This window comes from Pseudomonas sp. Van50, from assembly GCF_055390755.1.
In genome coordinates this window covers 4,258,049-4,272,067 of sequence record NZ_AP024343.1, presented here as the reverse complement: position 1 = coordinate 4,272,067, position 14,019 = coordinate 4,258,049, and the positions used below count along the sequence as shown (strand labels likewise).

Sequence of the window (14,019 nt, the reverse complement as noted above, 5' to 3'; positions counted from 1 at the left end):
GCAGACCTGGGCGGGCGCCGCGTCGCTCGCTAGCTTTGGGAATCGGGTTTGGTCTTGAGTTTGCCCAGCAGTTTGTCCAGGGATTTCTGGTTCAGCGCCTTGGCCAGCGGGAAGTCCGCAGGCATCAGCGAACCGGCCTGTGGGTCGAGGCAGTGTTCGACCAGTGCCTGCAAACGTTCCAGCAGGCGAGCAGGCAAATGGCTGTCGGCGTTCGGCGTGACGCTGTGCCACTCGACACGCAACACGCCGTCCTCCAGCCAGGCCACTACTTCACGGGCATGGGTCACTCGGTTCACCGGGGCCACATCCGGTGGCGGGGTCAGGCTGCTGGCGCGCAACCAGCCCGCTGGCGTTTGCTCATGCCCCAGGTAGTTGAACAGCACATCGCCGTGGCTGGCCGGCAACTCGCCGTGCTGGCGCAGCAAGCCGTAGCCCAGGCCCTGGCCGGGTACATCACGCAAGGCTTGCTTGGCGTTGCGCACCTGATCGCCCGCGGCGCCGCTGGCACTCACGCGCAGTGGGTAGAGAGTGGTGAACCAGCCGACGGTGCGGCCGACGTCCAGCCCGGCAAACGGTGCATCACGCCCGTGGCGTTCAAGGTCCACGACGATGTCACTGCGCTGTTCGACCTCGGCCAGGGTCGCGGCGAGGGCGGCGATCAGCAGTTCCTCCGGTTGTGTGCGGTAAGCCGCGTGGGACTCGGTCAGCCATTGGTGCGTGCGGCTGGCATCCCAGCGGGCCGACAGGGTCTGGCGTTCGGCGACCGTGGCCATGGGCGGCGGGTTCGCAGAGGCCTGGGCACTCCAGTAGCGCTGCTCGGCGGCAGCCTTGGCGGCATGGGCTTGCAGGTGCTCGGCCCATTGACGATAAGAGGTGGTTTTCGCCGGCAACGTCGGCTGTTCGTCACGTTCCAGGGCGGGATACAGCTGTTGGAAATCTTCCAGCAGCGGCGTCCAGGACACCGCATCGACCACCAGGTGATGGGCCACCAGGTACAGGCGCTGCGGTGTGCCTTCCAGCAGGGCCGCGGCAAACAGTGGGCCGTGTTGCAGGTCCAGGCTTTGCGCGACTTGCAGCAATTGCTCCGGGTGCTCGCAGCAGGTCAACTGGGCCGGTGCCACCGGTGCGATGTGTGCCTGCCATTGGCCGTCGACGTGGGTGAAACGCAGGCGCAGGGCGTCGTGGTGGGCCACCAGCCGATCCAGCGTGGCTTGGACGATGGCCGGTTCCAGGCGACGGTCGCTGTCGGCCAGCACCGATTGGTTCCAGTGCGCGGCCTGGACCTGTTGCTGGTCAAAGAACCACTGGTGCAACGGCATCAGCGGCATCGGCCCGGTCACGTCGCCTTGTTCGGCCTGGGTCAGCAGCGCCGTGGTCACATGGGCCAGGGCCGCCGGAGTCGGCGAGCGGAACAGGTCCCGTGGCGTGAGCGAATAGCCCTGCTCACGCAAGCGCGAGATCAGTTTCAGGCCGAGAATCGAGTCACCGCCCAGGGCGAAGAAACTGTCCGAGGTGCCGACTTCGCGACCGCCAGTCAAGGTTTCGCCGAGCAGTTCGCCGAACAACTGGCAGAGCAGGCGTTCCAGTTCGTTGCGCGGTGCCGCGTAGTCTTTCTGGGTGTTTGGCAAGGGCAGGGCGGCCAGGGCCTTGCGGTCGATCTTGCCGTTGGTGCTCAGGGGCAGCGCCGGGATGTGCACCCACACCGCCGGCACCATGTAGGCCGGCAGCTCGGCTGCGAGCTGGGTGTCGAGGTCCGACTGCGCGGTGCTACTGCTGTAGAACGCCACCAGGCGGTTGTCGATGACCAGGGTGCAGGCGCCGGTGATGGCCGGCAGGTTCAGCAGGGCTGAGTCGATTTCCCCCAGCTCGATGCGCTGGCCGCGCAACTTCACCTGGTGGTCGAGACGGCCCAGGTACTCGATGTTGCCATCGGCCAGGAAGCGGCAGCGGTCGCCGGTGCGGTACAGGCGATCACCGGCCACGAACGGGCTGGCGAGGAAGCGTTCTTCGGTCAGGTCCGGGCGTTTCAAATAGCCACGGGCCACGCCGACGCCGCCGATGTACAGCTCGCCGATGCTGCCAATCGGCAACGGTTGCATGGTTTCGTCGAGGATGTACAAGCGCAGGTTGGCGATGGGCTTGCCGATCGGCACGATCACATCGTCCGCCGAGCAACGCCAGACCGAAACGTCGATGGCCGCTTCGGTCGGGCCATACAGGTTGACCAGCGCCGCCGGGTGCTGGCCCATGAAGCGCCGCACCAGGTCCACCGGCAAGGCTTCGCCACTGGCGAACACCTGGCGCAAGCTGTGGCAGTCGACCAGGCTCGGCTCTTCGACAAAGGCCCGCAGCATCGACGGTACGAAGTGCAAGGTCGTGACCCGTTCCTGCTGGATCAACTGGCTGAGGTAGGCCGGGTCGCGATGACCGTCCGGACGGGCGACCACCAGGGTCGCGCCGGTGATCAGCGGCCAGAAGAACTCCCACACCGATACGTCGAAGCTGTACGGCGTCTTTTGCAGCACACGGTCGTTCGGGCCAATCGGGAAGGCGTCCTGCATCCAGTGCAGGCGGTTCATCAAGGCGCCGTGTTCGTTCATCACGCCCTTGGGTTGGCCGGTGGAACCGGAGGTGTAGAGCACATAGGCCAGGTCGTTGGCCTGAACGCTGATTGGCTCGAACGCAGAGGCTTGCGGCAAGGCGTCGAGGGTCCAAGCCTGATGCCCAACGGGCAGGCGCGACAGCCACTGCGCCTGGGTCAAGGTGACCTTGGCATCGGCGTCCTCGATCAAGAAGGCCAGGCGCGTGGCCGGCAACTCCGGATCCAGCGGCAGCCACGCGGCGCCGGCATGGACGATGCCGAGCAAGGCCACGACCATTTCCACCGAACGCTCCATGCACACCGGCACGATGCTGTCGCTGCCCACGCCAGCGGCGCGCAGGGCGCGGGCGACGGTTTGCGCCCGTTGGTCCAGTTCGGCGTAACTCAGGCGCTGGCCTTCGAACACCAGCGCCGGGGCGTTGGGGCTCAGGGCGGCTTGCTGGCTCAGGGCGGTGTGCAGGTTGGTCGGGCCGCTGTAGTGACGTTCGGTGGCGTTCCAGCGGTCCAGTTGCTGTTGGTCCTGCTGTTGCGGGAACAGCTCGACCAGGGTGCGCCCAGGGGTTGCCACCAGGGCGTCGAGCAGCGCGCACCACTGCGCGCTCCAGCGTTGCATCGTCGCTTCGTCGTACAAGGCCGATTGGTATTCCAGCGCCAGCGTCATGTCGCTGCCGTCATCCTGGACTTCCCAGCTCTGTTCAAACTTGGCGTCGATCGCCGGCAGCATCTGCTCTTCGACGTTCAGGCCCGGCCATTGGCTGCTGTCGACGCGCCCATAGTTGAGGGAGAACAGCACCTGGAACAGCGGCGTGCGGTTCAAGTCGCGGTTCTGCGCGATGGCACCGACCAGGGTGGCGAAAGGCAGGTCGGCATGGGCCTGGGCTGCACGCAGGTCGGCTTCGAGGCTGGCGAGCAATTGCTCGGCGGGGCCCGTTGGTCGACGTCGCTGCGGAGCACCAGGGTGTTGACCAGGCAGGCCAGCAATGTCTGGGTTTGGGCGTGGTCACGTTGGTCCGCCGGGGTGCCGAGGCGAATCTCCCGCTGGCCGCTGTAGCGGGCCAGCAGCGCGCTCAGGGCCGTGGCCAGCACCACGTAGGTGGTCGTGCCGCGCTGACGGGCGAACTGTCGGATGGCTTCGGCACGCTGGGTGCCGAGGCGGACGCTCAGTTGCCGGGCGCGACGATCGGCTTCGGCGCCACGTGGATGGTCGATGGGCAGGTCGAGCTGGTAGTCGTCCTGGCCCAAGTGGTTTTTCCAGTAGTCCAGGCTGGCATGGCGCCGGGCCTGGGTGTCCGGGTGCTGTTGCCACAGGGCGAAATCGACGTAGTCGATCTCCAGCGGCGTCCACGCGGGCGACTGCCCGCTGAGGCCGGCGGCGTAGGCCTGGGTCAGTTCGTCAATGAGCAACTGCATGGCCCAACCGTCGGTGGCGCTGTGGTGCAGGCATACCAGCAACAGGTTTTCGTCGCTGCCCTGGCGTTGCAGCAGGTGCGCACGCCAAGGCGCGGCGGCGGCCAGGTCGAACGGCGTCATCAGTTCGTCCTGGGCGTTGGCACAGGTCGCGGCCCAGTCCTGGGTCGCAACGCACGTGACCGCGAGCGCCGGCCCGTGGTCGTCGATCAGCAATTGTGGTTCGCCGTCGACGTCGATAATCCGGCTGCGCAGCACCAGGTGGCGCTGGCTGACCTGCTCAAAGGCCTCGCGCAGGATCTGGACCTGCAGCTCGCCGCGCAAGGTCAGGGCGAACGGCATGTGGTATTCGCGGGACTCCGGCACCAGGCGGCTGAGCATCCAGAACCGGCGTTGGGCCAGGCCCAGGGGCAGTTGCGCCGGGCGCGGTTGTACGCTGATCGATTCATCGGGCAGGGCCGCCCGCAGATGCTCGGCCAAGGCCGCGACTGTCGGTTGGGCGAACACCAGCGGCAAGGGCAGGGACACCCCCAGGCGCTCACGGACCCGGCTGACCAGGCGGGTGGCCAGCAAGGAGTGGCCGCCGAGTTGGAAGAAGTGGTCCTCGATACCGACGTCTGAACAGCCCAGCACCTCGCTGAACAGTTCGCAGAGCACGGTTTCAGTGGCATTGCGCGGCGCGGTGCGCGGCTGGTCGCTTTGGCTGTGTGGCAGCGGCGCGGCGGCCAGGGCCTTACGGTCGAGCTTGCCGTTGCTGTTGAGCGGCAGGCGGTCGAGCTGCACGAAAACGCTTGGCTGCATGTGCACGGGCAGGCTGTCGCTCAAGTCGGCACGCAGGGTCGCCTCATCGGCGTCACCGCACCAGAAACTCACCAGGCGCTGATCCAGCAACAAGGTGGCGGCGTCGCGAATACCGGCCTGGGCCAGCAGCGCAGCGTCGATTTCCCCCAGCTCGATGCGCTGGCCACGCAACTTCACCTGGTGGTCGAGACGCCCCAGGTACTCGATGTTGCCATCGGCCAGGAAGCGGCAGCGGTCGCCGGTGCGGTACAGGCGATCGCCGGCCACGAACGGGCTGGCGAGGAAGCGTTCTTCGGTCAGGTCCGGGCGCTTCAAATAGCCACGGGCCACGCCGACGCCGCCGATGTACAGCTCGCCGATGCTGCCAATCGGCAGCGGCTGCATGGTTTCGTCGAGGATGTACAAGCGCAGGTTGGCGATGGGCTTGCCGATCGGCACGATCACATCGTCCGCCGAGCAACGCCAGACCGAAACGTCGATGGCCGCTTCGGTCGGGCCATACAGGTTGACCAGCGCCGCCGGGTGCTGGCCCATGAAGCGCCGCACCAGGTCCACCGGCAAGGCTTCGCCACTGGCGAACACCTGGCGCAAGCTGTGGCAGTCGACCAGGCTCGGTTCCTCGACAAAGGCCCGCAGCATGGACGGTACGAAGTGCAAGGTCGTGACCCGTTCCTGCTGGATCAACTGGCTGAGGTAGGCCGGGTCGCGATGACCGTCCGGACGGGCGACCACCAGGGTCGCGCCAGTGATCAACGGCCAGAAGAACTCCCACACCGATACGTCGAAGCTGTACGGCGTCTTTTGCAGCACACGGTCGTTCGGGCCAATCGGGAAGGCGTCCTGCATCCAGTGCAGGCGGTTCATCAAGGCGCCGTGTTCGTTCATCACGCCCTTGGGTTGGCCGGTGGAACCGGAGGTGTAGAGCACGTAGGCCAGGTCGTTGGCCTGGACGCTGATCGGCTCTGCGACTTCAGCGATTGGCAACGCCTCCAGCGTCCAGGCGTCATGCCCGACGGGCAGGCGCGACAGCCATTGCGCCTGGGTCAAGGTGACCTTGGCATCGGCGTCTTCGATCAAGAAGGCCAGGCGCGTGGCCGGCAACTCCGGATCCAGCGGCAGCCACGCGGCGCCGGCATGGACGATGCCGAGCAAGGCCACGACCATTTCCACCGAACGCTCCATGCACACCGGCACGATGCTGTCGCTGCCCACGCCAGCGGCGCGCAGGGCCCGGGCGACGGTTTGCGCCCGTTGGTCCAGTTCGGCGTAACTCAGGCGCTGGCCTTCGAACACCAGCGCCGGGGCGTTGGGGCTCAGGGCCGCTTGCTGGCTCAGGGCGGTGTGCAGGTTGGTCGGGCCGTTGTAATGACGTTCGGTGGCGTTCCACTCGATCAGTTGGCGATGACGCTCGGCCGCCGGCAGCGGTGTCCAATCCCCGAGGCGGGTGCGTGGCGCCTCGAGCATGGCTTCCAGCAGTTGTTGCCATTGTTCCAGCCAACGCCGGGCCGTGGTTTCGCTGAACAGCGCGGCGCGGTATTCCAGCAACACCGACAGCACTTCGCCGTCGTGCACTTCCCAATTCAGGTCGTACTTGGTGGCCTGGGCGGTCACCGCGCGTTCGCTGACCTGCAACTGCGGCCATGGCTGGCTCGACGCGTCGGCGTTCTGCATGGCGAACAGCACTTGGAACAACGGGGTCTGGCCGAGGCTGCGCGAAGGCTTCAAGTGCTCCACGACCTGGTCGAACGGCACGTCCTGATGCTGTTGGGCATCCAGCACACGGTTACGCACCTGGTTGAGCAAACCTTCGAAATCCAGGGCCGGATCCAGGTCGGCGCGCATGACCACGGTGTTGACGAAGCAGCCGATCAGCGGTTGCAGCTCGGCGAATGGACGCTGGGCCACCGGGCTGCCGACCCGCACGTCGCGCTGGTTGGCGTAGCGCCCCAAGAGCAACTGCGCGGCACCGAGCATGAGCATGAACAGGGTGGCACCGCGTTGCTGGGCGAACTGCCGCAGACGTTCCACCAGGACGGGCGGCAATTGCAGTTGCACCGCGCCGGCCGCCGGGGCGAGCTGGTTTGGACGGCCCTGTTCGGTCGGCAGGTCGAGCAGGTAGTCGCCGTCCTCCAGTTGGTTGCGCCAGTATTCCAGTTGGCTGCTGAACGCGGTCTGTTGGCCGGGCTCGCGCTGCCAGAGGGCGTAATCGGGGTATTGCAGCGCCAGCGCCGGCAGTGCCACCGGAGTGCCTTGGCACTGGGCGGTGTAGCACTGTCGCAGTTCCTCCAGCAGGTTCTGGCTGGAGGCGTCATCGGTGGCGCAGTGGTGCACGCTGAGCAACAGCAGCGACTGGGCGCCGCCACTGCGTTGCAGCAGCGTGGCCCGGACCGGCACTTCGGCGGCGAGGTCGAAACGGCGACCGGTTTCTGCGTGGATCGCCGCGTCGGTCAGTTGCTGCCACTGTTCGTCGCTGGTCGCCTGCAGGGCCGTCACCTGCACGGTGAGATCGACCTTCGGTTCGATGATCAACACCAACTCACCGTCGGTATCGCGTACGATGCGGCTGCGCAGGATCTCGTGGCGTTGGACCACACTGTTCAGGGCCGTTTGCAGGGCCTGGACATGGAGTTCGCCGTCCAGTTGCACGGCGCTGACCACGTTGTACTCGCCACCGCCGGCGCTCAGTTGTTCGAGGAACCACAAGCGTTGTTGTTCGAACGACAGCGGCAGGCGCGCCGGACGCGGCGCGGCAACGAAGGTCGCCGCCGGGGCTTGCAGGGGATCGCCCAGCAGCGCGGCCAAGGCGTCGAGGGTCGGGTGTTCGAACACCGCCCGCAGCGGCGGCACAGTGGCGAACTGTTGGCGCAGGCGGGCAAACAGCGCCGCCGCCAGCAGCGAGTGGCCGCCGAGGTAGAAGAAATGGCTGTCACGGCCGATCTGCGTCGACGGCACGTTCAGCAACTCGGCCCACAGGGCGGCCAGTTGCTGTTCGGCGGCGCTGCGCGGCGGGTCCAGGGCGTCTGGCGCGGCTTGGACATCCGGGGCCGGCAAGGCCTTGCGGTTGAGTTTGCCGTTGTCGGTCAGCGGCAGCTCATCGAGCAGCACGAACGCCGAGGGCACCATGTAGTCGGGCAGGACGGCGCCAATGGTTTTGCGCCAGGCATGGATGTCGGCCTGCTGGTCGCACGTCACGTAGGCCACCAGGCGCTTGTCACCGGGTACGTCTTCACGGGCCAGCACCACGGCCTGGCGTACGCCCGGTTGGGCGCCGATCAGGGTTTCGATTTCCCCCAGCTCGACACGGAAGCCACGGATCTTCACTTGATGATCCATGCGTCCCAGGTATTCGAGCTGGCCGTCGGGCAACCAGCGCACCAGGTCGCCGGACTTGTACATCCGTGCGCCTGGCAGGGACGAGAACGGGTCTTCGATGAACACCTTCGCGGTCTGTTCGGCACGGTTGAGGTAGCCCAGGGTCACGCCGGCACCGCCGATGTGCAGTTCCCCCGGGACGCCCACCGGCATCGGGTTGAGGAAGGCATCGAGCACGTAGGTGCGCACGTTGGCGATGGGCCGGCCGATGATCGGCCGCTGCGGGAAGTCATCCACCGCGCAACCGGTGGCATCCACGGTGCATTCGGTCGGGCCGTAGGTGTTGAAGAAGCGGCTGCCGGCAATCGATGGCAGGCGTTGCCACAGTTGGGCGTCCACCGCATCGCCACCGAACAGCACGAAGCGCGGCAGGTACACCTCGCCAAGGCGAACGCCGTCGCTTTCGAGCAGGGCCTTGAGCTGTGCCGGGGTGCACTCGAAGGCGTCCAGGCGGGTATCGCGGAAGAAACCGGCCAGGGCCTCGGGGTCGTAGCGCACGTCCTCCGGGGTCAGGTACAGGCTATGGCCGTCGAGCAACAGGATCAGCTCGGCCACCGAACTGTCGAAGGCGAACGAGTAGTTGAAGCTGGTGCGCATCGGCTGGTCGGTGTAGCGGCGATACAAGCCATGGATACGCGCCCAGGCCAGGTTGACCACCGAACCGTTGGTCACCAGGGTGCCCTTGGGCTTACCGGTCGAACCGGAGGTGTACATGATGTAGGCCAGGTCTTGCGGCCCGGCGAGCGGGGCCGGGTTGCTGTCCGGCTGGTTGGCGAACAGCGCCGCGTCGCTGTCCAGGCGCAAGCGGGGCAGCTCGGCGCCCAGTTGTTCCAACAGGCCCTGCTGGCCTATGAACAGTGCCGGTTGCGCGTCCTCGAGCATGTACGCCAGGCGATCCACCGGGTAGGTCGGGTCCAGCGGCACATAGGCGCCACCGGACTTGAGAATGCCCAGCAGGCCGACCAGCAGTTCCAGCGAACGCTCGACACACAGCGCCACCGGGCGGTTGGCGCCAACGCCCTGGCTGCGCAGGTAATGCGCCACCTGGTTGGCCCGACGGTTCAGTTCGCCGTAGCTCAGGCTGCGGCCTTCGAAACACAGGGCGTCACGCTCTGGGGTGCGCTCGGCCTGTTGTTCGAACAACTGGGCGAAGGTCAGGTGCGTTGGCACCTCCATCTCGGTACGGTTCCACTCGACCACGGTGCGTTGCCACTCCGCGTCCATCAGCAGCGGCAAGGCGGCGACCGGGCGCTGGGGCTCGGCGAGCATGTGTTCGAGCAGGTGTTCCAGGCGGGCGAGGGTCTGGCGGGCGCTGTCGGCGACGAACAGGTCGAGGGCGAACATCAACTCCAGTTGGATCGGCGCGTTGGCCGGGCACAGCACGTGCAGGTCCAGGTCGCATTCGGAGTGGCGCAGCGGGGTGTCCAGCGCTTCGAATTCCAACCCGGGGAAGCGCAACCGCGACTCCATGGCCAGTTGCTGGGCGACCATGACCTGGTACAGCGGCGCATGGCTGAGGCTGCGCGGCAGTTGCAGGCTGTCCACCAGTTGCTCGAACGGCAAGTCTTGATGCAGCAGGCCATCGCGCAGGCGTTCGGCCACTTGCTTGACCAGGGCGCTGAAGCCGGCTTGTGGATCGAAGTCGGCGCGGATCGCCAGGTTGTTCAACAGAATACCCAGCAGGCCTTCGGTGCCCGGTTGTTCACGGTGGGTGACCGGGGTGCCGACCAGCAACGTGGCGTCGCCGCTCAAGCGGTGCATCAGTACGGCGAAACCGGCGAACAGGACGGTGAACGGTGTGGTGCCGAGACGACTGGCAAAGGCTTGTACCCGGCCGCTGAGGTCGGCGCTGAGTTCACGCTGCACGATCCCGGCGCGGTAGCTTTGCACCGAGGGCCGTGGATGGTCGGTGGGCAAGGCCAGCAGCGGGCTGGCGTCGCTGTCGCGACGGTCCAGGGTGGTGGTCCAGTAGTCGAGTTGGCGCTTGAGTTCGGCGCCTTGCAGGTGTTCGCGCTGCCAGAGGGCGAAGTCGGCGTATTGCAGCGGCAGGGCCGGCAGGTCGGCGCGAGTACCGTTGCAACGGGCTTCATAACCCAGGGCCAGCTCGCGCAGGGCGATGGTGGCCGACCAGGCGTCCGACACCAGGTGATGCAGGGCGATGCCGAGCACGTGCTCGCCCGGCGCCAGGCGCAGCAAGCGCGCACGCAGTAGCGGTGGGCGGGTCAGGTCGAACGGCTGCTCGAAGGTGTCTTGCAGGGCATTGAATTGCGCGCCGGCGCGGGCGGTGGCGGTCAGCCCCGACAAGTCTTCGAAGGGCAACGCGATGTCCAGCGCTGGGCTGATGCGTTGGCACGGCACGCCGTCGGTGCTGTGGATGCCGGTGCGCAGGATTTCGTGGCGCACCAGCAGGTCGTTCAGGCTGGCGTGCAGCGCCTGGACATTGAGTTCACCCTTGAGGTGCAGGGCGAACGGGATGTTGAACAGGGTGGTGCCCGGCGTCAGTTGCTCGATGAACCACAGGCGCTGTTGCGAGAACGACAGGGGTAGCAGCGTCGGGCGTGGTTGGGCCTTGGGCACGCTGAGCGCGTTGGCTTGCGGTGCGGCGGCCTCGGCCTGGCGGGCGTCGATGGCCGTAGCCAGCAAGGACACGGTGGGGTGTTCGAACAGCACCCGCAATGGCAGGTCCAGTTTGAACTGGGTGCGCAGGCGGGCCACGATCTGGGTCGCCAGCAGCGAGTGCCCGCCGAGGGTGAAGAAGTTGTCTTCCACGCCGACCGTGTCGCGCCCCAGGACTTCGGCCCAGATGGACGCCACGGTGGTTTCCAGGGCGTTGCGCGGGGCGATGCTCTCCTGGGCGTCCGCCTGCCAGTCCAGCTCGCGGGCGGCGAGGGCCTTGCGGTCGACCTTGCCGTTATTGTTCAGGGGCAGTTTGTCCAGGCCGACGAAAGCCGCCGGCACCATGTACGGCGGCAGTTGCGCCCGCAGGTGTTCGCTCAGGCCGTCACTGCCCTGGGTCTCGTCATGGGCCGACCAGTACGCCACCAGCCAGGCTTCGCCGACGGTGTTTTCCCGCAGCAGGACGGCGGCTTCGCGTACGTTCGGGTGCTGGGCGAGACGGTGTTCGATTTCCGTCAGTTCGATCCGGTGCCCGCGCAGTTTTACCTGCTGGTCGCGACGGCCGAGGTATTCGATCACCCCGTCTGCACGCCAGCGTCCCAGGTCACCAGTGCGGTACAGGCGACCTTCGAGTTGAGGGTGCTCGATAAAGGCCTCAGCGGTGCGCTGCGGGTCGTGCAGGTAGCCGCGACCGACGCCGACGCCGCCGACGCAGATTTCCCCGGCGACGCCAACCGGCACCGGGCGCAGGGCTTCGTCCAGCACATACAGACGGTTGTTGGCGGTCGGCTGGCCGATGGGCATGTGGCTGACCTCGGCCCCCGGGGCTGCGAAGATCGGCTGGAAGGCCACGTCGTCGGCACATTCGGCCGGTCCGTAGGCGTTCATCAGGGCGATGTCGGGGAACCGTGCGAACCAGTCCCGGGCCACGGTCGGCGGCAGGGCTTCACCGGTGGGCAATACCCAGCGCAGGTCCGGCAGTTGCAAATCGCATGGGCATAACGCGAGCACGGTGCGCATCAGGCTCGGGACGATTTCCAGCACGTTCAGGCGCTCGCTGGCGAGCACCTGCAACAGGCGTTGCGGGTCGTGGGCAACTTCATCGGGAAGAATGTGCACGGTGGCGCCGAGCACCGGCGCGGCGAGGAACTGCCACACCGAAATGTCGAACGCCACCGAAGCGGTCTGGGGAATGCGGTCGGCGGCGCTGAGCCCCAGGGCCGGCACCTTGCCGAAGATGTTGTTGAGCATGCCGCGCTGTTCGATCATCACGCCCTTTGGCGTGCCGGTCGAACCCGAGGTGAACAGCACGTAGGCCAGGCTGTCGGGGCGGGCGAGCACCGGCAGTGGCGTGTCGTTGCCCGATGCCCAGCAGGCTTCGGCGAACAGCGCCGTGGGCGCCTGGTCGAGGCCGCTGAGCAGTGGCTCGAGCAGACCGCCGCAGGTTTCGCTGGCGATCAGCAACGGCGCGCGGGACAGCCCGAGGATTTCCCGCAGGCGCTCGGGCGGATGATTGACCTCCAGGGGCAGCATCGCCGCGCCAGCCTTGAACACGGCCAGCATCATGGTCAACAGCGCCAGGCCACGAGGCGCCACCAGCGCGACCAGTTGGTCTTCACCGGCACCGGCCTCGCGCAGGGCGTGGGCCAGGCGCGTGGAACGCAGGTCCAGCTCGGCGTAGGTCAGCGATTCACCGGCGCAGGTCGCGGCGACCTGATCACCGCGCAGGGCGACCTGGGCGGCAAACAGCTCGGCGTAGCTTTGATCCAGCGCAAAGTCGTGGGGGTTCAGCGCCCATTCGCCCAGCAACTGTTGACGTTCATCGGCCGCCAGCAGTTCGAAGCTGGCCAGCGGCGCGTCGGGGGCGACGAGCATGCTGCGCACCAGGCTGGCGATGTGGCCCAGCAGGCGCTGCACGGTGGCGGCCTCGAAACGTTCGCGGTCATAAGACACGCGGATGCCCAGTTGTTCGCCCGGCAGGATCACCACGGTCAAGCCGTAGTGGGTGTGCACGCTGTGGTCCATGCCTTCGAGGCTGAACTGGAAACCGCCTTCGAGGATCTGTTCGTCGATGGGGGCGTTTTCGAACACCAGGATGCTGTCGAACAGGGTCTCGCCCCGGGGGAAATCGCTCCAGCCCTGGATGTCGGTCAACGGTGTGTGCTCGAAGTCGCGCATGTCGACGTTGAGTTTTTGCAGGTCGCCCAGCCAACTGCCGAGCGAGGCGTTCGGATCCACCGAAACCCGCAGCGGCAAGGTGTTGATGAACAGGCCGATCATTTCCGCAACGCCGGTCAGGTCAGCCGGACGGCCGGCCACGGTGACACCAAAGACGACGTCCTGCTGCCCGCTGTAGCGCGACAGCAGCAACGACCAGACCCCCTGGAAAAACGTGTTCGGGGTGATCCGGCGACTGCGGCAGAACGCCGCCAGTGCCTGGGTTTCCTGCGCGTCGAGGTGAATCAGTTGGTCGTCCACCAGCACCGCATCGGTGTAGCGGTCGCGGCTCACGCCGTTGTCCACGGTCAGTGACGTCGGGGCGTTGAGGCCTTGCAACTGGCCGCGCCAGAATTGCTCGGCCTTGCCCGCATCCTGGCGTTGCAGCCACTGGATGTAATCGCGAAATGGCCGAGGGCTTTTCAGTTCCGGCGTGCGGTCGTTGCACAGCGCTTCGTAGACTTTGAGGAAGTCCACGGTCACCAGGGAGATGCACCAGGCGTCCATCAGGATGTGGTGGAAGCTGCGAATGAACTCGTAGGACTCGTCGGCCAGGCGCACCAGCCGGAAGCGAATCAGCGGTGGCTTGGACAGGTTGAAGCCGACTTTCTGCTCGTCTTCCAGCAGCGTGCGGATCCGCGCCTCCTGCTCATGGGGCGCGAGCCCGCGCAGGTCGAGGGTGTCCAGCGGCACCTTGACCTGGCGATGGATCACCTGCACCGGTTGCTTCTGGCTTTTCCACTGGAAACTGGCGCGCAGGGAAGGGTGCAGTGCCACCACCTGGCGCCACGATTCGAGGAACGCCCCTTCATCGATGGCCCCGCCGATGCGGTAGCGATCCTGCATCAGGTACACCCCGGAGTCTTCGTGCAGCAGGGAGTGGAACAGCATCCCTTGTTGCAACGGCGACAGCGGGTAAATGTCTTCGATCGGGTTGCCAGTGGTTTTTTCGGTGGTCATTGAAAGCGTCCTGCGTAAAAAGGGGCAACGGTGATGGCGGGGCG

At 66.6% G+C, this 14,019-nt stretch carries 1 pseudogene; it reads right to left on the bottom strand.

From position 1 onward, the window contains the following. Nucleotides 1-29: 29 nt before the first annotated feature. A pseudogene (locus ACZ5M5_RS17950) lies at nucleotides 30-13,975 on the bottom strand (non-ribosomal peptide synthase/polyketide synthase). Nucleotides 13,976-14,019: the final 44 nt, after the last annotated feature.